Source organism: Mesorhizobium sp. URHB0026 (assembly GCF_054059755.1).
This window is the reverse complement of sequence record NZ_JBSSCN010000001.1, coordinates 717,079-737,220: the sequence shown is the minus strand read 5'-3', so window position 1 is coordinate 737,220 and position 20,142 is coordinate 717,079. Positions and strand designations below refer to the sequence as shown.

General features: G+C 63.5%; 20 protein-coding genes. 2 read left to right on the top strand and 18 right to left on the bottom strand.

What is annotated here, in order from left to right:
- Positions 1-29 precede the first annotated feature (29 nt).
- Positions 30-881: a sugar phosphate isomerase/epimerase family protein gene (locus ACVWWD_RS03730; RefSeq protein WP_352551824.1), complete on the top strand. Its 852-nt coding sequence runs from the start codon at positions 30-32 to the stop codon at positions 879-881.
- 77 nt (positions 882-958) lie between these two features.
- Here the strand turns inward: ACVWWD_RS03730 and phnE (ACVWWD_RS03725) are convergent, their stop codons facing one another.
- From phnE (ACVWWD_RS03725) to phnG, 12 genes are all read right to left on the bottom strand, one after another.
- The gene (gene phnE / locus ACVWWD_RS03725; protein ID WP_352551826.1) at positions 959-2,317 is read right to left on the bottom strand and encodes a phosphonate ABC transporter, permease protein PhnE; all 1,359 of its coding nucleotides are present in this window, start codon (positions 2,315-2,317) and stop codon (positions 959-961) included.
- 68 nt (positions 2,318-2,385) lie between these two features.
- On the bottom strand, positions 2,386-3,342 hold the full coding sequence (phnE, locus tag ACVWWD_RS03720) for a phosphonate ABC transporter, permease protein PhnE (RefSeq protein ID WP_023770685.1): 957 nt from the start codon (positions 3,340-3,342) through the stop codon (positions 2,386-2,388).
- 56 nt (positions 3,343-3,398) lie between these two features.
- Positions 3,399-4,307, bottom strand: coding sequence for a phosphonate ABC transporter substrate-binding protein (phnD, locus tag ACVWWD_RS03715; RefSeq protein ID WP_352551828.1), 909 nt, complete (start codon positions 4,305-4,307; stop codon positions 3,399-3,401).
- Positions 4,308-4,419: 112 nt separating this feature from the next.
- Positions 4,420-5,277 carry a phosphonate ABC transporter ATP-binding protein gene (gene phnC / locus ACVWWD_RS03710; RefSeq protein WP_352551830.1) on the bottom strand — a complete coding sequence of 286 codons (858 nt, stop codon included), beginning with the start codon at positions 5,275-5,277 and terminating at the stop codon, positions 4,420-4,422.
- Between the two features lie 210 nt (positions 5,278-5,487).
- Positions 5,488-6,198, bottom strand: a complete 711-nt coding sequence (locus tag ACVWWD_RS03705) for a DUF1868 domain-containing protein (protein WP_352551832.1) — start codon at positions 6,196-6,198, stop codon at positions 5,488-5,490.
- A gap of 86 nt (positions 6,199-6,284) precedes the next feature.
- Positions 6,285-6,923 (bottom strand): DapH/DapD/GlmU-related protein, encoded by a 639-nt coding sequence (locus ACVWWD_RS03700; RefSeq protein WP_352551834.1) that lies wholly within the window; start codon positions 6,921-6,923, stop codon positions 6,285-6,287.
- A complete protein-coding gene (gene phnL / locus ACVWWD_RS03695) occupies positions 6,920-7,627 on the bottom strand; it encodes a phosphonate C-P lyase system protein PhnL (RefSeq protein WP_352551836.1) in 708 nt (235 codons plus the stop codon). Before phnL ends, ACVWWD_RS03700 begins: the two co-directional genes overlap by 4 nt.
- 46 nt (positions 7,628-7,673) lie before the next feature.
- On the bottom strand, positions 7,674-8,450 hold the full coding sequence (gene phnK / locus ACVWWD_RS03690; RefSeq protein ID WP_352551838.1) for a phosphonate C-P lyase system protein PhnK: 777 nt from the start codon (positions 8,448-8,450) through the stop codon (positions 7,674-7,676).
- A complete protein-coding gene (locus ACVWWD_RS03685; protein WP_352551840.1) occupies positions 8,447-9,358 on the bottom strand; it encodes an alpha-D-ribose 1-methylphosphonate 5-phosphate C-P-lyase PhnJ in 912 nt (303 codons plus the stop codon). Before ACVWWD_RS03685 ends, phnK begins: the two co-directional genes overlap by 4 nt.
- Positions 9,355-10,467, bottom strand: a complete 1,113-nt coding sequence (locus ACVWWD_RS03680; protein WP_457102916.1) for a carbon-phosphorus lyase complex subunit PhnI — start codon at positions 10,465-10,467, stop codon at positions 9,355-9,357. The genes ACVWWD_RS03685 and ACVWWD_RS03680 overlap by 4 nt, the downstream gene beginning before the upstream one ends.
- Before the next feature lies 1 nt (position 10,468).
- Complete coding sequence (gene phnH, locus ACVWWD_RS03675; protein ID WP_023770677.1) at positions 10,469-11,080, bottom strand: phosphonate C-P lyase system protein PhnH; 612 nt, start codon at positions 11,078-11,080, stop codon at positions 10,469-10,471.
- Positions 11,080-11,541: a phosphonate C-P lyase system protein PhnG gene (gene phnG / locus ACVWWD_RS03670; RefSeq protein ID WP_352551591.1), complete on the bottom strand. Its 462-nt coding sequence runs from the start codon at positions 11,539-11,541 to the stop codon at positions 11,080-11,082. The genes phnH and phnG overlap by 1 nt, the downstream gene beginning before the upstream one ends.
- Positions 11,542-11,660: 119 nt before the next feature.
- On the opposite strand from phnG, the gene phnF reads away from it, so the two are divergent.
- Complete coding sequence (gene phnF, locus ACVWWD_RS03665; RefSeq protein ID WP_352551589.1) at positions 11,661-12,410, top strand: phosphonate metabolism transcriptional regulator PhnF; 750 nt, start codon at positions 11,661-11,663, stop codon at positions 12,408-12,410.
- Here phnF and ACVWWD_RS03660 read toward each other — a convergent pair.
- The 6 genes from ACVWWD_RS03660 to ACVWWD_RS03635 form a co-directional block, all read right to left on the bottom strand.
- The gene (locus ACVWWD_RS03660) at positions 12,328-13,434 is read right to left on the bottom strand and encodes a zinc-binding alcohol dehydrogenase family protein (RefSeq protein WP_352551587.1); all 1,107 of its coding nucleotides are present in this window, start codon (positions 13,432-13,434) and stop codon (positions 12,328-12,330) included. The genes phnF and ACVWWD_RS03660 overlap by 83 nt on opposite strands.
- Before the next feature lie 64 nt (positions 13,435-13,498).
- Complete coding sequence (locus ACVWWD_RS03655; protein ID WP_023770673.1) at positions 13,499-14,464, bottom strand: ABC transporter permease; 966 nt, start codon at positions 14,462-14,464, stop codon at positions 13,499-13,501.
- Complete coding sequence (locus tag ACVWWD_RS03650) at positions 14,461-16,014, bottom strand: sugar ABC transporter ATP-binding protein (RefSeq protein WP_023770672.1); 1,554 nt, start codon at positions 16,012-16,014, stop codon at positions 14,461-14,463. Before ACVWWD_RS03650 ends, ACVWWD_RS03655 begins: the two co-directional genes overlap by 4 nt.
- 149 nt (positions 16,015-16,163) lie before the next feature.
- Positions 16,164-17,156 carry an ABC transporter substrate-binding protein gene (locus ACVWWD_RS03645; protein ID WP_023770671.1) on the bottom strand — a complete coding sequence of 331 codons (993 nt, stop codon included), beginning with the start codon at positions 17,154-17,156 and terminating at the stop codon, positions 16,164-16,166.
- Between the two features lie 329 nt (positions 17,157-17,485).
- On the bottom strand, positions 17,486-18,484 hold the full coding sequence (locus ACVWWD_RS03640) for an aldo/keto reductase (protein WP_352574455.1): 999 nt from the start codon (positions 18,482-18,484) through the stop codon (positions 17,486-17,488).
- 61 nt (positions 18,485-18,545) lie between these two features.
- Positions 18,546-20,051, bottom strand: a complete 1,506-nt coding sequence (locus ACVWWD_RS03635; RefSeq protein WP_352551582.1) for a UxaA family hydrolase — start codon at positions 20,049-20,051, stop codon at positions 18,546-18,548.
- Positions 20,052-20,142: the final 91 nt, after the last annotated feature.

Below are 20,142 nucleotides of genomic sequence, written 5' to 3'. Positions count from 1 at the left end.
CCGGTTGTCAACATTGGGGGAGGGCGTCGATGAAGATCGGCATGTGCATGTTCTTGTGGACGACGGCGGTATCGAAGAAGCACGAGCCGCTGCTTCGCGACATCAAGGCAACCGGCTTCGACGGTGTCGAAATCCCGATCTTCGCCGGCACGCCGGACGACTACAGGAAACTGGGCGAATTTCTCGACCGTATCGGGCTGGAGCGGACCGCCGTATCAGCCATGGGCGATCCGGGGATGAACCTGATTTCTGCCGATGCTGCAACGCGCAAGGCCGGTATCGACTACATGAAATGGGCCATCGATTGCGCCGATGCGCTTGGCGCCCGCACGCTGAGCGGACCGCTGCATTCGACGCTCGGCGCTTTTTCCGGGTCCGGACCGACCGCCGCCGAAAAGAAGCGCTCGATCGCCTCGCAGCGTGCCATCGGCGACCATGCCGGCAAGCGCAACGTCACCATCGGGCTGGAGGCGCTGAACCGCTTCGAATGCTATCTTCTCAACACCATGGCAGACCTATCGGAGCATATCGATGCCATCGACCGGCCGCACATCAAGGCAATGTACGACACGTTCCACGCCAATATCGAGGAAGCGGACCCGATCGGCGCCTATACGAAGCATCGCGGCAATGTCGTGCATATCCACATATCGGAGAACGATCGCGGCGTGCCCGGGCGTGGCAACATTCCGTGGAAGGAGACCTTTTCCGCCATCCGCAAGAGCGGTTATGACAACTGGCTGACGATCGAAGCGTTCGGCCGCTCGCTGAAGGATCTGGCGGCGGCGACCAAGGTGTGGCGGGATTTTTCCGAGACGCCGGAAGCCGTCTATCGCGACGGGTACAGGCATATCAAGAACGGCTGGAGGAAGGCGGGATAAGAAGCCGATCTCGCTGCGTCAGCGATCCTTCGCGCCCCCGCTATCCCGCCGGCCTCTAGTAAGTTTTACATCACAAGCTATCCCTGCTGGGCCTGGATTCTATTGTAGTCGTGGATCGTCCGGCTCAGCCGGCGGCGCAGGAAGTTGGATATGTTGTCGAAAATGAAGACGACGAGCAGGATCAGCAGCACCATGTAGAAGACGTTGGCCCAGTTGGAATTGGTACGCATCGCTTCCCACAGTTTCAGGCCGATGCCGCCGGCGCCGACGGCGCCGATGATGGTGGCGCCGCGGGTGTTGGATTCCCACTGGTAGAGCGTCTGGCTGATGAAGACCGGGATCACTTCGGGCATCACGCCGTAGCGCTGCACCAAGATGCCGTTGGCGCCGGTCGAGAGCACGCCTTCGCGCGGCTTGTCGTCGATGTTCTCCAGGCCTTCCGAATAGACTTTGCCGAGGGTGCCGATCTCGGTGAAGAAAATCGCTGCACTTCCCGCCAGGGGGCCGGGGCCAAAGGCGCGGGTGAAGAACAGCGCCCAGATCAGCATGTCGACCGAGCGCATGAAGTCGAAGAAGCGCTTGAGCACCTGGCTGAGCATGCCACTCGGCGTAATGTTGCGCGCCGCGAAGAAGGCAAGGGGGAAGGCGACGACGCCGCCGAGCAGCGTGCCGAGGAAGGCCATGACAATGGTCTGCAGGAGCTTCGTCCAGACGTCGCCGTGCTGCCACTGGGCGTTGTTCCAGATGTTGTCGCCGGCAAGAGCAAGGTTGGTGGTACCTGGTTTCAGCTCCGGTCCCGAGATGATCAGCGAGATCACTTCTCGCGCTGATTTGCCAAAGAAGGGCGAGCGCGTGTCGAAGACGAAGTTCGCCCAGCCGAGGAAGCGCTTGCGCACCTTCACGCGGTCGACGGTGACGCGCACCTCGCCGACGAAGCCCATCTTGGCCACCACCTCGTCGTCATGGGCGGTGATCCAGTCCGGTACCGCACCCGTGACCACCGGCTTGCCGCTGGTCAGCGAAACAGACACGGTCTGGCCGTTGGCGACGATTGTCGCCTGCGTCTTGTCGAAGGTGACGGATTTTGCCGGACCGTCGATCAGCACGGTGAAGGTGCCGTCTGGATTCCTGACCACCCAGTCGGGATTCGGGTTGTCGCCCAGCGCGGAAAAGCGCGGGTATTTGGGCGTGATCTCCGGCTGGTCGAGACGGAATTCCGGCTGCAGATCGTAGCTGATCCATTGCGTCAGGAAGAGCGGCAGGCGCTCCCAATGCGATTCCCGCAGCACCTGCGGCAGGCTGAAGAACCACAAGGCATAGATCAGATAGAGGAGCGTACCGACGAACAGAAGGAGCGGACCGAAGCGCTTGTATGCCGGGCGCCGGAACACCTGCGGGTGTCGGGCCTCGATCGACAGCATCTCCTCGGCGGTCATGGTCGTTTGTCCTTCCATTTGGCCATGACCTCTTCCGAAGACCGAATGCCACTTTTCGGGGTCATGGCCTAGGCCCCCATCATAAAGGCTTGTTCGCCGACCAGCTTGCGCCGAAGCCAGGCGGAAAACTGGTCGATGATGAAGATGGTGGTGAACAGGAGCAGCACCAGAGCCAGCGTCTTGGCGCCGAAGCCGCGTGAGATGGAAAGCTTCAGCTCCTCGCCGATGCCACCGCCGCCCACGGCGCCGATGATGGTCGAGACGCGGACGTTGATCTCCACGCGCAGCAGCGTGTACGACATGAAGTTGGGCAACACCTGCGGCAGGCCGGCAAAGCGAACCCGCTCGAACCAGTTGGCGCCGACCGCGCGCAGGCCTTCTTCGGCTCGCATGTCGATGTTCTCGTTGATCTCGTAGAACAGCTTGCCGAGCGCGCCGATGGAATGCAGGCCGATGGCGATGACGGCGGCGATCGGACCGGTCGAGACGATGGCCGCGAACAGGCCTGCGATGACGATTTCGGGAAAGGCGCGCAGCAATTCCATGAAGCGCTTGACCACCAGCCTCAGTGCCGGATGGGGTGTCAGGTTGCGCGCCGCGGTGAAGGAAAATGGCACCGCGAAGACAAAGCCGATGAAGGTCGAGACCAGCGCGACGTTGACTGTGGTCAGCATCAGTTCGAAATATTCGGGGATGTAGAAATCGCCCCAGACGTGGACGCGGCCAAGCGGGAAGTTGAATTCCTGGGTGCCGGTGTCGTGCGGCGAGGCGATATCGAACAGCGCCCGCCAGACGTCGTTCCAGTCCTTGGGGACCAGCCAGCTCAGGAAATCCAGAATATGCGGCAGCCGGTCGAAGAAGTGCCCGGCGTTGGCTTCGTCGGCGAACCACATGCTGGCGAACATGGCGGCGAGCAGCAGGCCGACGCCGAGCACGGTATAGAACCGGCGCAGCGACGTCTGGCGTCGCCAGGCAGCGGCCATCTGGTGGGTGTCGCCGGAGGGGGCTGTCACGGAAAGGGTCATGATGGGAGATGCAAAAAGGGCGGTACTTCAGGTACCGCCCTTTTGCAATTTCGCCGTTAGCCGCCGATAGCTGCCTTACGGGCTTCGACGATGACGCTGTAGAAGTCCGGCTTCACTGGAACATAGCCGGTAAAATCGCCACCCTCGACGCCTTCGAAGCAAGCCTTGTCCTTCTTGGGCAGATCGGTGAAGAAGGTGGTCAGCTTGGCGGTCATGTCGTCGCCGATCGCGGTGCGCACGACAAGCGGGCCGTTCGGGATCAGGCCCGAGCGCCAGACTTCGACGAAGTCGTTGGGGTCGACGGCGCCCTTGGCGACTTCCTTGTGGAAGGTGCCGGAGGTGTAGCCGTTCTTGAAGTCGCCGATGCCCGAGGAATCGTCGACCGCGACGTCGACCTTGCCGTCACGCACGGCCAGGACGTTGTTTTCGTGGCCGCCATTGAACTGGGTCGAAGCGAAGAAGGTTTCGTTCGAGGCACCGGTGTCCTTCGGAATCTGGGTCAGCGGGATCAGATAGCCGGAGGTCGAATCCGGATCGGCATAGCCGAGCTTCTTGCCCTTGGCCGACTTGATGTCGGTGATCCCCGACGTCTTCAGCGCCAGCCCGATCGAATAGTAGCCGGTGGAGCCGTCGGTCTGCTTGGTGGTGAGGATCGGGGTAACCGCCTTCGGATCCTTGAGATAGACGCTGGCGTAGCCGGAAGCGCCGAGTTCGGCGAAGTCGAGCGTCCCGCCGAGCAGGCCCTGGATGACGCCGTCATAGTCGGCGGCGGGGAACAGCGAGACCTTCTCGAAGCCAAACTCTGCCTTCAGGTGATCGGCCAGGCACTGGTAGTTGCGCAGCCGGTCGGTTTCGTTTTCACCGCCGAGAATGCCGACGCGAAATTCTTTCATGTCGGCGGCATGGGCCATGCTGGTGGCCATGGCGAGCACCGAAACGGCGCTGAAAACCATCTTCCTGAACATCTGTTATCTCTCCTGTAGGTTCCGGCCCCGCGCCGGCAGCGTTCTTGATCTTGACAAGTGCCCTTGACGCGGGCGGACGATCCAGGCTGCTCACTTTTGGCCCGTAATGGGCTCAGTATCCCGGGAATGCGGGTTCGAGCGGTCCGGCGGATGCGGCGATCTTCTGCTTGAAGGCAACACTGGTGGAGGTGATGACCTCCGATATCTCGCCGCCATTGCTGTCGGCGCCATTGACAAGACGCACGGCTTGGCGGTCGAGCTCTTCGGGCGGGCCGTCGAAGACGACCTTGCCGGCGGCCATGCCAATGATGCGGTTGCAATAGGTGCGGGCGGTATCGAGCGTATGCAGATTGGTGACAACGGTGATGCCTTCGCGCAGGTTGATGTCCTGCAGCGAATCCATCACCACCTTGGCGTTGAGCGGGTCGAGCGAGGCGATCGGCTCGTCGGCGAGGATCACCCTGGGCTGCTGCATCATGGCGCGGGCGATTGCGACGCGCTGCTGCTGGCCGCCCGACAGCGTACCGGCGGGCTGAAGTGCGGTGCGGGCGATGTCGAGCCGCTCGAGCGCGGCGACCGCCTCGGCGCACTCGGCGCGCGAAAACATGCCTAGAAGATTGGACAGGGTCGAACGGTGGTTCAGTTTGCCGAGCAGCACGTTGGTCAGCACGTCGAGGCGCGGCACCAGGTTGAACTGCTGGAAGATCATGGCGCAGTCGCGCTGCCAGCGCCGCAGCGGCGAGCCGCGCAGCTGGGAGACCTCGGCGCCGTCAAAAAAAATCGACCCCTGGCTGGGGTCGACAAGACGGTTGATCATGCGAAGAAGAGTTGACTTGCCGGCGCCCGAACGACCGATGACGCCGACCATCTGCCCCTGCGGGATCGAGATGCTGACGTTGCTGACGGCAGTGTTCTTGCCAAATCGTCGGCTGACGCCGCGGATTTCGAGTGTGGCAGAGCTTGCTGACATGGGCTGGTTCCAGTCCGGTCCATATTGATCGTCAGGCACTCGCCTAACGCAGCCACATGAACCTGCCGTGTCGCGATGATGTCAGTTTTGTTACGCTCCACAGGGGCGACGGCTGAAGCGCGTCGCGCTTCAGGTCTTTTGTTTTTATGCATGTCGTTCTCCCGACACCGAGGTCACTTTCGGCGACATGCATTGGCGCCTGGCGGGCGATCAGCCGAGCACCAGCAATTCCTCGAAATGCTTCATGTCGCGGAATGCGCAGAAGGCGGGAGCCTTGATCTCGATCACCGGCGCCTGGCGCGCGAAAAGCGCCAGGCAATCGTCAACCCGCGCCTGCCACGCGGCGGCTCCATCGTCATCAAGGCGCTGGATCTGATAGGCGAAGGTGATGTGGAAGACGTAGGTGTCGTGATCGGGATGGCGGTAGCCGAACGGCACCGCGAGCGCATCGCGCCATTGACGCATGATGCGCACATCCTCGTCCGTCGCGCCGGCGACGGTGAGGCCGGTCGGCACGATCTCGACCACCTTGATGTTGAATGGGCCGAAGCCCTCGAACCCTTTCAAGCGCCCCAGATAGAGGCGGGTCATGGCGTCGATGCTGGTGTCGAGCGGCACGTCCTGCGGCCAGTAAGGCAAGCGGCGGCGATATTCGATGATGCCCTGGAACAGCGTCATGTGCAGGCTGGAGACCGGCGTGAAGGCGAGGCGGTCGGCATCAGGCATCGCCAGCATCTTCTCGCGGACGGCTAACACCACCGCTTCCGAATGCGAGCCGCTGACCAGATGGCTGACGACGGTGTTGCCCGGCTCGAGGAGGAAGTTGCCTGAGGAATCGTAGCGCGTGCCAAGATGCGCCGGCGACGCCGGGTTGGAGCCGGCGAAGAATCCGGCGAGCGAGGGTTTGATGGTGTCGAGCATGGCGATCTCCTTGAAGGAGATCGCGTCCTGTCCGAGTCCTGTGTCAAGGATATGAACAAGCCGGCGATCTGGCGAAGATGTGAGGGCTATGCCCCTTTGCCCGATGCACTTTCCTCGTATTTCTCCAAAAATGCTTCGGCCGTCAGCTCCCGAAAATCGTCGAGCGCGGCGCGCAGCCTTGCGTGATCCCAGTCCCACCAGGCAAGCGCCTGGTAGCGCGCGGCGGTGCGGCGGTCGAAGCGCTCGCGGATCGGTTTTGCCGGTACCCCGGCGACGATGGCGTAGGGCGCGACGTCTTTCGAGACGACCGCTCCGGCGCCAACGGCGGCGCCGTCACCGATGGTGACGCCGGGCAGGACGGTCGAGCCGTGGCCGAGCCAGGTGTCGTGGCCGATGGTGACGCGCTTGGCGCGGCGCTCAGCGAAGAATTCACTCTCATGCTCGGCGTCGTCCCAATAGTCGGAGGCGCGATAGGTGAAGTGGTGGAGCGTCGGCCGCCAGGTCGGGTGGTTGGTGGCGTTGAGGCGCACGCTGGCGGCGATGTTGGCAAACTTGCCGATCGTCGCGCACCAGACCGCGCAGTCCTGCATCATGTAGGAATAGTCGCCGAGCTCGCTTTCCGAAACCCGGCTGCGGTCGGCGATCTCGGTCCAGCGGCCGAGCGTCGAGTTGTGCACCTCCGCCGTCGGGTGAACCAGCGGCGTCTCCGATAGCTTCCTGGTCATGCGGCGAGTTTTCCCGGAGCGAAGGCGGTGACGTCGATGATGCGGTCGGCCACCGCCTCGCGCACATCGTGATCGTGGAAGATGCCGAGCAGGGCAACGTCAGCCGCCTTCTTGGCGGCGATGAGTTCGATCACCACGTCGCGGTTCGTCGCGTCGAGCGATGCGGTCGGCTCGTCGAGCAGCAGGATGGGGTGCTCGGTGATGAAGCCGCGCGCGATGTTGACACGCTGCTGCTCGCCGCCCGAGAAGGTTGCCGGCGGCAGCATCCAGAGTTTTTCCGGGAGGTTGAGCTGGGCCAGCAACGCGCGTGCCTTGGCTCGGGCCGCCTCGCGCTCCTCGCCGCGTTCAACCAGTGGCTCGGCGACGACGTCGAGAGCCGAGACGCGCGGCACGGTGCGCAGGAACTGGCTGACATAGCCGATCGTTTGCCTGCGTACGGCAAGCACGGTGCGCGGGCTGGCATGGGCGAGGTCGATCAGTCCGTCCTCGTGCCTGACGATGATCTGGCCTTCGTCGACGGCGTAGTTGCCGTAGAGCATCTTCAGGATCGAGCTCTTGCCGGCGCCGGACGGGCCGCCGAGCACGGTGCATTCACCGGCCTTGATCGAGAACGAAACGCCGGTGACGACGGGCAGTTTGATGCCGTCGCGCAGATGCATGGTAAAGCTTTTGGCAACGTCGGAGACAACGAGTGGGGTCGGCATCAGAAGGTTCTCCAATCGTCGATGGTCGGCGGGACACGCGCCATCATCACACCTGCAAAATCGAGGAAACGAGCAATTGCGTGTAGGGCGCGCGCGGGTCGTCGAGGACGCGGTCGGTGAGGCCGCTTTCGACGACGCGGCCGTCCTTCATCACCATCATGCGCTGTGACAGAAGCCGCGCCACGGCGAGGTCGTGGGTGACGACGATCGCGGCCAGGCCAAGGTCGGTGACCAGCCCGCGCAACAGGTCGAGCAGGCGTGCCTGCACCGAGACATCAAGGCCACCGGTAGGCTCATCCATGAACACCAGCCTTGGCCCGGTGACGAGATTGCGGGCGATCTGCAGCCGCTGACGCATGCCGCCGGAAAAGGTGCGCGGTTCGTCGTCGATGCGGTCTTCCTCGATCTCGACGCGTGATAGCCAGTCGACCGCCGTGGCGCGGATCTTGCCGTAGTGGCGGTCGCCGACCGCCATCAGCCGTTCACCGACATTGGCGCCGGCCGACACCGTCATGCGCAGGCCATCGGCCGGGTTCTGGTGGACAAAGCCCCAGTCGGTGCGCATCAGGAAGCGGCGCTCGGCCTCGCTCATGCGGTAGAGCTCGCGGAACTGGCCATCGCGCATGCGGTAGCTGGCGGTGCCCGACGAAGGCAAAAGCCGTGTCGACAGGCAGTTGAGCAGTGTCGTCTTGCCGGAACCGGATTCACCGACGACAGCCAGGACTTCGCCCGGCCACAGGTCGAAGGAGACGTTGTCGCAGCCAACCCGTGAGCCATAGAACTTGGAGAGCGCAGAGACGCGCAGCAGCGGTTCGTCGGTCATTGGGCCGGCTCCATTTTTCCCGCGGCAAGATCGGTTTCGGGGGCAAGGTGGCCGCGATGGCCGTCGGCGCGCCGCTTCTCGCAATAATCGGTGTCGGAGCAGACGAACATGTGGCCGCCATGGTCGTCGAGGATGACCTCGTCGAGATAGACATTCTCGGCCGCGCACAACGCGCAGGGCTGATCGAAAGTCTGCACCTCGAACGGATGATCCTCGAAGTCGAGGCTGACGACATCGGTGAAGGGCGGCACGGCGTAGATGCGCTTTTCGCGGCCGGCGCCGAACAGCTGCAGGGCCGGCGAGCGGTGCATCTTGGGATTGTCGAATTTCGGCGTCGGCGACGGGTCCATGACATAACGGCCCTCGACCTTGACCGGATAGGCATAGGTGGTGGCGATGCGGCCGTGCTTGGCAATATCCTCATAGAGCTTCACATGCATGAGGCCGTATTCCTCCAACGCATGCATTTTCCGCGTTTCGGTCTCGCGCGGCTCGAGGAAACGCAGGGGTTCGGGGATCGGCACCTGGTAGACCAGCACCTGGCCCGTGGTCAGCGGATGCTCGGGAATGCGGTGGCGTGTCTGGATGATGGTGGCGCTGGCGGTATCGGTGGTGACCGCGACATTGGCGACCTTCTTGAAGAAGGCACGGATGGACACGGCGTTGGTGGTGTCGTCGGCGCCCTGGTCGATGACCTTCAGCACATCGTCGGGGCCGATGATCGACGCGGTGACCTGCACGCCGCCAGTGCCCCAGCCATAAGGCATCGGCATTTCGCGCGAGGCGAACGGCACCTGATAGCCGGGGATGGCGATGCCCTTGAGGATCGCCCGGCGGATCATCCTTTTGGTCTGCTCGTCGAGATAGGCGAAATTGTAGGTGGCGATGTCTGTCGGTTGCGCAGTCATTCCGCTGCCTCCTTTTTTTCTTCCGCCTGCGCTGGATTTTCGCGAGCCTCGTATTCGGCGCGCATGCGGCGCACGAGGTCGAGTTCGGCCTGGAAGTCGACATAGTGCGGCAGCTTCAGATGCTCGACGAAGCCGGTGGCCTGGACATTGTCGGAGTGCGAGATGACGAACTCCTCGTCCTGGGCGGCGGCGATAATGTCCTCGCCGAGCTCGGAGGCGCGCAGGGCGCGGTCGCAGAGCGCCATGGCCATCGCCTTGCGTTCGCTCTGGCCGAAGACGAGGCCGTAGCCGCGGGTGAATTGCGGCGGCGCCTTGGCCGAGCCCTTGAACTGGTTGACCATCTGGCATTCGGTGACGCGCACCGTGCCGAGCGGGACGGCGAAGGGCAGTTCGGGAACGTCGAGTTCCAGCTCGACCTCGCCGATGCGGATTTCGCCGACAAAGGGATGATTGCGGGCATAGCCGCGCTGGGTGGAATAGCCGAGCGCCAGCAGAAAACCCTCGTCGCCGCGCGACAGCGCCTGCAGGCGGATGTCACGCGTCATCGGGAATTCCAGCGGCTCGCGGGTGATGTCGCCGGGCACATGATCCCCAGGCATCTGGCCATCCGGTTCGATCAGGCCTTCACGGGCGAGGATCGCCGAGACACGCGGCATCGCCTGCGCTTTCGTCTCGCGCCGCAAGGGCTCGGCGACATCGGCACCGGCGGCGAGCTCGGGGTCGAGCAGGCGGTGCGTGTAGTCGAAGGTCGGACCAAGCAACTGGCCACCGGGCAGGTCCTTGTAGGTCGCCGACACACGCCGCTCGACCAGCATGGTGCCGGTGTCGATCGGTCTGGAATAGCCGAAGCGCGGCAGCGTGGTGCGGTAGGCGCGCACCAGGAAAATCGCCTCGATCATGTCGCCGCGCGCCTGAACGATGGCCAGCGCGGCCAATTCCCTGTCATAGAGTGAGCCTTCGCTCATCACCCTGTCGACGCCGAGCGCCAGCTGTTCGACGATCTGGTCGAGGCGAAGTGCGGGCACCGAGCGGTCGCCGCGCCGGCGGTCGGCAAGCAGGCTGTGGGCGTTGGCAATGGCGGCTTCGCCACCTTTTACCGCGACATACATATCACGCCTCCATCGTCTTGATGCGCGTGGTGCGCGGCAGGCAGGCTATGCCGTCAGATGTGGCGAGGACGATGTCGACGCCGCGCGGAAAGCGCCTGATATTCTGCTTCCACTGCTCGACGAAATGGCGCGGCATCCGTGCCGGCGCGATCGTGGCGCTGGTTTCGATACCCGGGCCTTCCAGCAACAGCGGGGTCCCTGAAGTGAGATCGCCGACCTGCAGGATCAGCGTCGTCGATCGGTCGGGATAATCCTGCGTGCCCTGCGAAAAACCGTCGAGCGCCATCATCTCGGCCGGCGTGGCAACAAACGCGAAATGCGCGTCGGGCGGCGTGTTGGCCAGCGGCGCGCCCGTATGGAAACCAAGCCAGGACCCGATCGCGGCGGAGGCATGGAGGGCAGGGTCGAGCCAGAGCGGCGTGTCGTTGTCGCATAGCGCCAGTGCCACGGCGCCCGATGTCGCCGAGAGCGGAGCCGGTGGGCGGGCCAGGGCCGGCAAGGGCTGGAAGCTGCCCGGCCGCGCCATGGCATCCATGACGGCCCGAAACACAGTCTGAGCGTTGAAGACCGGATCGGCGAAACCGCCCTCGATCGATTGCGCAGCGATATCCATCAATCTTCTCCGCGAACCATGGTGAAGAAATCCACCTTCGTTGCCGCCGTCTCGGCGCGGCATTTTTCGTGGGCAGCGGTGAGAGCCGAGCGTAAAGGCGTAATGAGCCTGGTCTCGACCTCGGTGCGGCGGGCAGGGTCCTGCCAGAGCGCGTCGGCTATTGCTCCCAGCTTCGCCTTCTGCTTGTCGCGGCCAAGCGCGTAGCAATGGCCGACCTGCCCGGATGGCAGCCGGACAGTGGCACGCGTGACGGTCGCCTCGCCGACATTGAAGGGCGCGCCGCCGCCGCCGATGCGGCCACGCAGCGTGACCAGGCCCGTCTCGGGACCGCGCAGAAGTTCGGCTTGCGAAGGCAGGCCGGACTCGTTCCAGAGCCGGACGATGTCTTCGCCGCTCGATTGCGCCAACGTCGCCATGGCGGCCTTGCGCTCGGCCTGGTCGCGGGCTTCCTGTCCTCGCATCGCCAATTTCCTCTTCATTAAATTTGTCTATTGATATAGACAACTATACAAATTATACCTAATACCTAGCGCGAGTCCATGACGGGTGGATGACATCTGACGGAAAGCGGGGGCAATCCATGAGCGAACGACAGCAAGCCGACAGCATCGAGCGACGCAGCGGCGTCTCACTGTGGCGCCAGATCGCCGACAGGATCCTGCAATCGATCGCTGCCGGCGATTTCGCCGAAAATGCCGCGCTGCCGCCCGAAGTCGCGCTGGCCGAGCGCTACGGCGTCAACCGTCACACCGTGCGCAGCGCCATATCGGCCCTCGTGCAGGAGGGCGTGCTGCGGGCCGAGCAGGGACGCGGCACCTTCGTCCTGTCGCGCAAGCGGCTGTCCTATCCGATTGGCGCGCGGACACGCTTTTCAACTGGCCTGCAGGGGCAGACGTCGGAACGGCACATCGTGCTGCTCGCTTCGTCGGTCGAGCACGCCAGCCAGCGCGTGGCCGAAGGCCTTGGCCTTGCCAGGGGTGCTGAGGTGATCCGGTTGGAGACACGCGGCGAGGCTGACGGACGGCCGGTGTCGCGCGCCGCTGGATGGTTCGATGCCAGACGCTTTGTCGGGATCGACAAGGCGATGGCGCAAACCGGTTCTATCACCGCCTCGCTCGCACGTTTCGGTATCGACGATTATCTCAGGCAATCGACCGTGCTCTCGGCGCGCCATGCCGACGCCGCCGATCTCGCCGATCTCGACCTGCAGCCGGGCGCCATCGTCCTGGTCACGGTGGCGGTCAACGTCACGCCCGACGGCCAGCCAATCCAGTTTTCGGAGTCGCGTTTTCCGGCCGAGCGAGTGGAGTTGAAGCTGTCGGCGCTGTGACGCCTGGCTGTCCGATCTCGATCACGGCCTTGATCAGGCCCGACTTTTCGTGGGCCCAGCGTGCGAGATCGCCTGGCGTATCGGCCAGCGTGGTGCGGTGGGTGACAAGCTTGGACAACGGCACGGCACCATTGCGGATCGAGGCCGCGACATGGTCGAAGTCGGCGCGCAACGCATTGCGGCTGCCGATCAATGTCATTTCTCGCTTGTGGAACTCGGGATCGGAAAAGGCAATGTCGTCCTTGACGACGCTGACCAGTACCAGCGCTCCGCCATGCGCGACGTGGGCGAAGGCCGATTGCACCGATCGCGTGTTGCCGGTGGCGTCGAAGACCACGTCGAAGCCTTCGCTGCCGGTCGCATCACGCACCAGATCGGACACGGGTGCTTGCGAGCCGTCGAGAATCGAAAAGCCGAGTTCACTCGCCGCGAAGACCAGTCTTTCGGTGCTCATATCGAGAAGTGTCACATCCAACCCGGCAATGCGGGCGAAGATGGCGGTGCCGAGCCCGATCGGCCCGGCTCCGATGACCAGAGTGCGGGCGCCAGGCTCGGCCCGGGCGCGCCGGACGGCATGCGCGCCGATGGCCAGGAATTCTACGGCGGCGGCGTCGGCGAGCGACAGGCCGTTGGTGGGATAGAGATTCTCAGCCGGCACCAGGATCTGTTCGCACATGGCGCCGTCGCGGTGCACGCCGAGCACTTCGATCCTGACACAGCAATTGGGCTTGCCATGCCGGCAGGCGATGCATTTGCCGCAGGAAAGATAGGGGTTGATGATGACCGGTTCGCCAAGGGCGAGGTCGACGCCTTCGCCGCGCTCGATCACTGTGCCGGAGACTTCATGGCCCATGATGCGGGGATAGGCGAGGAAAGGGTGCTTACCCTCGAAGATATGGTAGTCGGTGCCGCAGATGCCGACATGGCTGACCGCCACCAGAGCCCAGCCGGGAGGCGGCGCGCCGGGAGCCGGGTGGTCTTCGACAACAAGGTCGCCGGGCGAGCGGCAGACGACGGCTTTCATGCTTTGATCCAGTCTGTTCAAGAAATCGCCGGCCCGCGCCAGGCCGGCGATCGATTGGAATGCGTCATTTGCCGCGGCGGCGCAGTCCGTCGAAGTAGACGATGATGATGATCAGCGCGCCGGTGATGATGCGCTGCCAGAACGAGTTGACGTTGAGCAGGTTGGCGCCGTTGTTGATGGTGGCCAGGATGAAGGCGCCAAGCAGCGGCCCGTGCACGGAGCCGACCGCGCCGAACAGCGAGGTGCCGCCGATGACCGAAGAGGCGATCGCCTGCAACTCCCAGCCCTCGGCCTGGGTCGGGTTGCCGATGCCGATGCGGGCGGCGAGCAGCACGCCGACGAAGGCCGCGCACAGGCCGGAAAGCGTATAAGCCATGTAGATGGTGCGCTGGACATTGACGCCGGACAGGCGCGAGGCCTCGGCGTTGGATCCGACCGAAAAGAGATAGCGGCCCCAACGGCTGTGATGCAGGAAGACATAGGCGGGCACACCCACCAGGATCACCATCCAGAACAAATTGGGGATGCCGACAAAGGAATTGCGCGAGAAGGCGGTAAAGCTGTCGCTGTTGATGTTGATCGAGTTGCCGTTGGTCATCAAAAGGCCGATCCCGCGCAGCGAGGTCAGCGTCGCCAGCGTGATGATGAAGGGCGGCAAGCCCATCTTGACGATGCCGAAGCCATGGAAAAGGCCGATGGCGACACCGACGAGCAAGGTGATCAGGATGGCGACCGCGATCGGAACGCCGGCATTGATCAGCAGGGCGACGACGACGGTGGCGAAGCCGACCACCGCGCCGACCGACAGATCGATGCCGCCGGTGATGATGACGAAGGTCTGGCCGACCGCCATGATGGCGATCATCGAACCCTGCCGCAGAAGATTGGCGATGTTGTTGCCCGAGGCGAAGCTTGGCGTCGCCAGGGACAGGACGATCCAGAGCAGCACCAGCAGCGCCAGCAGCGTCAGCCCGAACAGGACGTTGTAGTTGCGCTTCGGTTTTTCGGCGGGGATCGCCTCGATGCTCATGTCTGTCCTCCCAGTTTTTCTTGTTTCTCGGCGAGCGCCTGCGTGAGAATGTCCTCGTGACTGGCGGTGTGGAACCCGTGCGTGGCCACCAGCTTGCCGCGCCGGAACACGTGCAGCGTGTCGGCCAGTTCGTAGACCTCCGGCAAATAGGACGATATCAGGACGATGCCGGCGCCCTTCGACAACAGTTCCCCGAACAGGCGATAGATCTCCGCCTTGGTGCCGACATCGACGCCGACCGTCGGCTCGTCGAAGATGAACAGCTTGGCGCCATGCGCCAGCCATTTGCCGATGACGATCTTCTGCTGGTTGCCGCCCGAAAGGCTCGACGCCAGCGCCCCGCGCGTCGGCGTCTTGATCCTGAGGCCGGCGATCTGACGGTCGGCCTCGGCCTTTTCTTTCGCGTTCGAGATCAACAGATTGCTGGAGATGCGCTTGTAGATCGGCAAATTGAGGTTGAGGCCGACCGGCAAATTGAGGCAGAGGCCCTGGTCGCGACGGCTTTCCGGCGCCAGCGCCATGCCGAGCTTGATGGCGTCGTGCTCGGAGTTGATCTGGACGTCCTTGCCTTCCCACAGGATCTGGCCGGCCGACTTCTTGTGACGTCCATAGAGAGAGGTGACGAACTCGCTGCGGCCGGCGCCGATCAGTCCATAGAGGCCGACGATCTCACCGGCACGCACCGTCATCGAGATGTTCTCGAAGCCTTTGCCGGACAGGTTCCTTGTTTCGACGATCGGAGCGCCAGGCGTGAAATGCTCCTTGTGGTAGACCTGCTCGATCGAGCGGTTGATCATCATCTTGACCAGCTCGGCATCATTGGTCTCTGCGATGTTGCGTGTGCCGACCAGCGTGCCATCGCGCAGTACGGAAACCCGGTCGGCGAGTTCGAAGACCTCCTCCATGCGATGGCTGATGTAGATGATCGTCACCCCTTCACCCTTCAAGCGGCGGATCAGCGTGAAGAGCTGGTCGGCCTCCTTGCGGGTGAGGTAGGCCGTGGGTTCGTCGAAGATCAGGAATTTGGTGCCGCGCACCGTGGCGCGGGCAGCGGCGATCAGCTGTTGCTGGCCGATGGTGAGATCACCCAGCACGACATGCGCCGGCAGGTCGAAGCCGAGATCGTCGATGATCGTCTGCGCTTCCCTGACCATGGCGCGCTGCTGCAGGATGCCGAAACGGGAATTTTCCTCGCCGAGGAACATGTTGGCGGCAACCGTCAGGTGACGGCACAGCACGACTTCCTGGTGCACGGCATTGATGCCGAGCGCCATAGCTTCATGCGGCGTCGCCAGGGCTGCCGGCTGCCCTTCCCAGAGGACCTCGCCAGAGGTCCGCGGCATGACGCCGGTCAGGAGTTTGATGAGGGTCGATTTGCCGGCGCCGTTCTCGCCGACGATGGCGTGGATTTCGCCTGACTTGAAGGCGAGATTGACCGGCTTCAGCGCATGGGTGCCGGGGTAGCGTTTTTCCAGCCCGCGTAGTTCGAGGATGGTCCTGCCGGGTTCCAGCACGGGGGCCGGATGCAGTTCCTGCGCCGTCGGCGTCATGGCAATCCTCCCAGATTGGCCTCGCGGTTGGCATTCGGCGAGGCTGCGGTCGTCTTTCAGGCAAAGGCCAAACGGGCTGATCGCCAAGCCGCTTTGGCGGCGGATGCTTCCGGGGCCCTGGCCCCGGAAGCGGTTTTAACGCCGGCTGCTTAGAGCTTTGGATTGAGCAACGCGTCGATCTTGGGGTCCTTCATATTGGCCTTGGTCACCAGATTGGCGCCGGTGTCCACATTGGCCTCGACCTTCTCGCCCTTCGAGGCGGCAAGCGCGGTCTTGATGCCGTCATAGCCCATCCGGTAGGGATCCTGGACGACGAGGGCGGAAATGACGCCGTCGTTGAGGAACTTGATCAGCTTCTCGTCGCTGTCAAAGCCGACCAGCGCCAGCTTGCCGCCAAGGTTGTTTTCGGCGACGGCCTGGCCGACGCCCTGCGCCATGATCAGGTTGGAGGCGAAGATGCCCTTGAGGTTCGGATTGGCGGTGATCAGGTCGGTGGCGATGTTGAGCCCGGTGGTGGCCTGGCCGTCGGCGTATTTGTCGGCGACCAGCTTCAGGCCGGGATATTTTGCCTTGAGCTGCTCGGTGAAGCCCTGCTTGCGCTGTTCGAGCGAGCCGGCGCCGGGAGCGTTGGTGATCAGGGCGACGTCACCCTCGACCTTGCCGCCATTGGCGGCGCCGATAGCGGCGGCAAGGCCGTCCGCGGCGACGCGTCCGCCCTGCACGTTGTCGGTGGTCAGGAACGAGGTGAAGGCCTTGGAGTCGGCGCCGGAGTCGATGCCGATGACCTTGACCTTGGCGGCCGCTTCATCGATCGGCTTGCCCAACGCCTTGAATTCGGTGGGCGCGATCACGATCGCGGCGGGGTTGCTGGCGACGGCGTTCTCGAGGATCGAGACCTGGCCGTTGACGTCGGTCTCGGCCTGGGCGCCGAGTTCCGGCACGTTGATGCCGAGATCCTTGCCGGCCTTGCGGGCGCCGGCCAGAACGATCTGCCAGTAGAAGGACGTGGTGTCCTTGACGATGATCGGGATGGTCACATCCGCCGCCGAAACGGGTGCGGTATGCATGACGCCGGTGAGCATCGATGCTGCCGCCAGGGCCATGACGGCGCGGCGGTTGAGAATGCTGGTCACGAATTTCATAGGATCCTCCCTAAGTCGCCCGGTGAACGTTAACGGAAGCTCCGTCCGGATAGGCGTGGCCCAAACAGAACTTTATCAATAAAAAACAGTTGCACCGTTTTGATAGTGCATCGATCCAGCCGATGCAAGCGGTGTTTCAGCCAGTTCTTCCCGACAATGACTCCCCTGGCGGCGGCTTCTCCTTGTCGCGGTCAGGCGCTCCCGTCTCCGTTCTGTGAAGCTATGGAATATTAATTCCATAAATCAGTCAATATGGAATGTTCATTCTTCTCCGGATCGCGACATCGTGAAGGCTGGTCGCGCCCCCGTGCACATCGCGAAGATGCGCTTCAATGCAGTTCCTGCACCACCGTATAGGGACGATACCTGGCATATTCCGTCTCCGGCACGTCGATATCGAGCAGCTCGAGGTTGCGCGTCAGGTTTGCCAATTTTGCAGTACCGGTCAGCACGGTGGCAACCGCGGGTTCGTGCAAAGGAAACTGGAACGCGGCGGCGGGCAGCGGGTAGCCCCCTTCACCGGCAATCTTTTCCATGGCATCGACACGGTCGAGAACATCGCGGCTGGCGGGCTGGTAGTCGAAATGCGCGCCCTGCACCGGCCCGGTCGCCAATATGCCCGAGTTGAAAACCCCGCCAATGACAAGCGAGGTCCGTTGCGCCCGGCATAGCGGCAGCAATTCGGCTTCCGCGCTGCGGTCGAGCAAGGAATAGCGGCTGGCGAGCAGGATGCAGTCGAGCGGCGCGCGGCGCATCACGTCGAGGCAGATCTCGACTTCATTGACGCCGAGCCCGTAGGCGGAAATCGTGCCGGCCCGCTTCAGTTCCTCGAGCGCCTTGAGGCCGCCGTCCATAAACTGGCGAAAATGCAATTTGGTTTTCTCGACCCCATGCGTGTAAACGCCGATATCGTGGACAAACAGGATGTCTATCCTGTTTAGCCCAAGGCGCGCATAGCTGAACTCGACCGAGCGCATGATGCCGTCATAGGAATAGTCGTAGTCCAGCGCGAAGGGCAGCGGATCGACGTAGGAGTGGTCTGGCACCTGATCTTCGGGCACCGGGTGGAGCAGGCGGCCGACCTTGGTCGACAGCACATAGGAGTCACGCGGCTTGTAGCGCAGGAAATCGCCGAAGCGCCGTTCCGACAGGCCGAAACCGTAGAAGGGCGCGGTGTCGAAATAGCGCAGGCCCGCCTCCCAGGCGCCCTGCAGCGTTTCCATCGCCGCTTCGCGCGAACACGCCCGGTAGAGGCCGCCGATCGCGGCGCCGCCGAAACTGACTTCGGTGACCTCCAACGCGGTCTGGCCGATGCGGCGTTTTTCCATGCGCAACCTCCCTATCCCGGTCTCCTGTCCGGCCGGGCAGTCTATCGGATATCAATCGGAATCAGAGCGTCGCGCCGAGATGCCAGGGCACGAATTCGTTGTCCCCGTAGCCAAAATCCTCGCTCTTGGTCTTGCGACCCGAAGCCGTCTCGACGATCAGTTCGAAGATCTCGCGGCCCATGCCGGCAATGGTCTTTTCGCCGGAGGCGATGACGCCGCAATTGACGTCCATGTCCTCCTCCATCTGGTGATACATGGTCGAGTTGGTGGCGACCTTGATCGAGGGGGTCGGCCGGCAGCCGAAGCAGGAACCGCGGCCGGTGGTGAAGACGATGACATTGGCGCCGCCCGCGACCTGACCGGTGGCAGAGACCGGGTCGTAGCCGGGCGTGTCCATGAACACCAGCCCATTGCCGGTGACCTTCTCGGCGTAGCCGAAGACGCCGTTGAGCGGCGTCTGGCCGCCCTTGGCGACCGCGCCCAGCGACTTTTCCAGGATGGTGGTGAGGCCGCCGCGCTTGTTGCCGGGCGACGGATTGTTGTCGATCGAGGCGCCATGCTTGGCGACGTGATCCTCCCACCATTTCACGTAACCATCGAGCTTCTTGGCGACCTCGGGGCTTGCGGCGCGATAGGCGAGCAGGTGCTCGGCGCCATAGATTTCCGTCGTCTCGGAGAGGATGCCGATGCCGCCGACGCCAGCGAGGATGTCGACGGCCGCACCCAGCGCCGGATTGGCCGTGATACCCGACATGCCATCGGAGCCGCCGCATTGCAGGCCGACGACGATCTCGCTGACGGGGATCGGCTCGCGCTTCAACTGGCCGACTTCCTCGGCGATCTCGGCCAGCACGCCCATCGCCTTTTCGACCGATTTGCGCGAGCCGCCGGCATCCTGGATGTTGAAGTGGCGCTTGCCGGCGGCGGCACCCTTCTGGCCGTAAAGCGTGAGCTGGTTGACCTCGCAGCCGAGCCCGACCATCAGCACGCCGCCGAAATTCGGGTGGCGGGCATAGCCGGCAAGCGTGCGGTGCAGCACCATCATGCCGTCGCCGGTGCCGCTCATGCCGCAGCCCTGGCCGTGGACGATGGGCACGAAGCCATCGATCCCGGGATATTTCGGCAAAAGGGTCCGGTTAGCGGTATCGGCGATCGAATGGCAGACGGTGGCCGAGCAATTGACGCTGGCGATGATGCCGATGAAGTTACGGGTGCCGGCGCGGCCATCGGCGCGGCGATAGCCCATGAATGTCCGGGCGCGGTCGGCCTCCGTCGCATGCTCGGCCTCGCTTGGCGGCACCACGGGGAGGCGGCCGGCCTCGAAAACCAGATTGTGCGAATGGACATGCTCGCCCGGCGCGATGTCCTGTGTGGCGCGACCGATCGCCTGAGCGTATTTGACCACGGCTTCACCCGCGGCAATCGGCTTGATCGCCACCTTATGGCCGGGCTCGATGACGGTGGCCGCGAACGCGCCGCCCGGCAGCGCGGTGCCGATTTCGATGCGGCCATTGGCAACGGCGACATTGTCGGCGGGGGACAGAAGAATGGTATTCGAGACGTTCACGGGCGGTTTCCTGGGTGATCCTGGGATGCGCGGATTGACACGCGCCTGTTAAGAGTTAATGTCTTTTATCGTGAAAAAACAGTTTTGCGTC

What these genes read in the sequence shown, in the direction of transcription:
- ACVWWD_RS03730 (WP_352551824.1), top strand. Translation starts at nt 30, where the DNA reads ATGAAGATCGGCATGTGCATGTTCTTGTGGACGACGGCGGTATCGAAG.
- phnE (WP_352551826.1), bottom strand. Translation starts at nt 2,317, where the DNA reads ATGACCGCCGAGGAGATGCTGTCGATCGAGGCCCGACACCCGCAGGTG.
- phnE (WP_023770685.1), bottom strand. Translation starts at nt 3,342, where the DNA reads ATGACCCTTTCCGTGACAGCCCCCTCCGGCGACACCCACCAGATGGCC.
- phnD (WP_352551828.1), bottom strand. Translation starts at nt 4,307, where the DNA reads ATGTTCAGGAAGATGGTTTTCAGCGCCGTTTCGGTGCTCGCCATGGCC.
- phnC (WP_352551830.1), bottom strand. Translation starts at nt 5,277, where the DNA reads ATGTCAGCAAGCTCTGCCACACTCGAAATCCGCGGCGTCAGCCGACGA.
- ACVWWD_RS03705 (WP_352551832.1), bottom strand. Translation starts at nt 6,198, where the DNA reads ATGCTCGACACCATCAAACCCTCGCTCGCCGGATTCTTCGCCGGCTCC.
- ACVWWD_RS03700 (WP_352551834.1), bottom strand. Translation starts at nt 6,923, where the DNA reads ATGACCAGGAAGCTATCGGAGACGCCGCTGGTTCACCCGACGGCGGAG.
- phnL (WP_352551836.1), bottom strand. Translation starts at nt 7,627, where the DNA reads ATGCCGACCCCACTCGTTGTCTCCGACGTTGCCAAAAGCTTTACCATG.
- phnK (WP_352551838.1), bottom strand. Translation starts at nt 8,450, where the DNA reads ATGACCGACGAACCGCTGCTGCGCGTCTCTGCGCTCTCCAAGTTCTAT.
- ACVWWD_RS03685 (WP_352551840.1), bottom strand. Translation starts at nt 9,358, where the DNA reads ATGACTGCGCAACCGACAGACATCGCCACCTACAATTTCGCCTATCTC.
- ACVWWD_RS03680 (WP_457102916.1), bottom strand. Translation starts at nt 10,467, where the DNA reads ATGTATGTCGCGGTAAAAGGTGGCGAAGCCGCCATTGCCAACGCCCAC.
- phnH (WP_023770677.1), bottom strand. Translation starts at nt 11,080, where the DNA reads ATGGATATCGCTGCGCAATCGATCGAGGGCGGTTTCGCCGATCCGGTC.
- phnG (WP_352551591.1), bottom strand. Translation starts at nt 11,541, where the DNA reads ATGCGAGGACAGGAAGCCCGCGACCAGGCCGAGCGCAAGGCCGCCATG.
- phnF (WP_352551589.1), top strand. Translation starts at nt 11,661, where the DNA reads ATGAGCGAACGACAGCAAGCCGACAGCATCGAGCGACGCAGCGGCGTC.
- ACVWWD_RS03660 (WP_352551587.1), bottom strand. Translation starts at nt 13,434, where the DNA reads ATGAAAGCCGTCGTCTGCCGCTCGCCCGGCGACCTTGTTGTCGAAGAC.
- ACVWWD_RS03655 (WP_023770673.1), bottom strand. Translation starts at nt 14,464, where the DNA reads ATGAGCATCGAGGCGATCCCCGCCGAAAAACCGAAGCGCAACTACAAC.
- ACVWWD_RS03650 (WP_023770672.1), bottom strand. Translation starts at nt 16,014, where the DNA reads ATGACGCCGACGGCGCAGGAACTGCATCCGGCCCCCGTGCTGGAACCC.
- ACVWWD_RS03645 (WP_023770671.1), bottom strand. Translation starts at nt 17,156, where the DNA reads ATGAAATTCGTGACCAGCATTCTCAACCGCCGCGCCGTCATGGCCCTG.
- ACVWWD_RS03640 (WP_352574455.1), bottom strand. Translation starts at nt 18,484, where the DNA reads ATGGAAAAACGCCGCATCGGCCAGACCGCGTTGGAGGTCACCGAAGTC.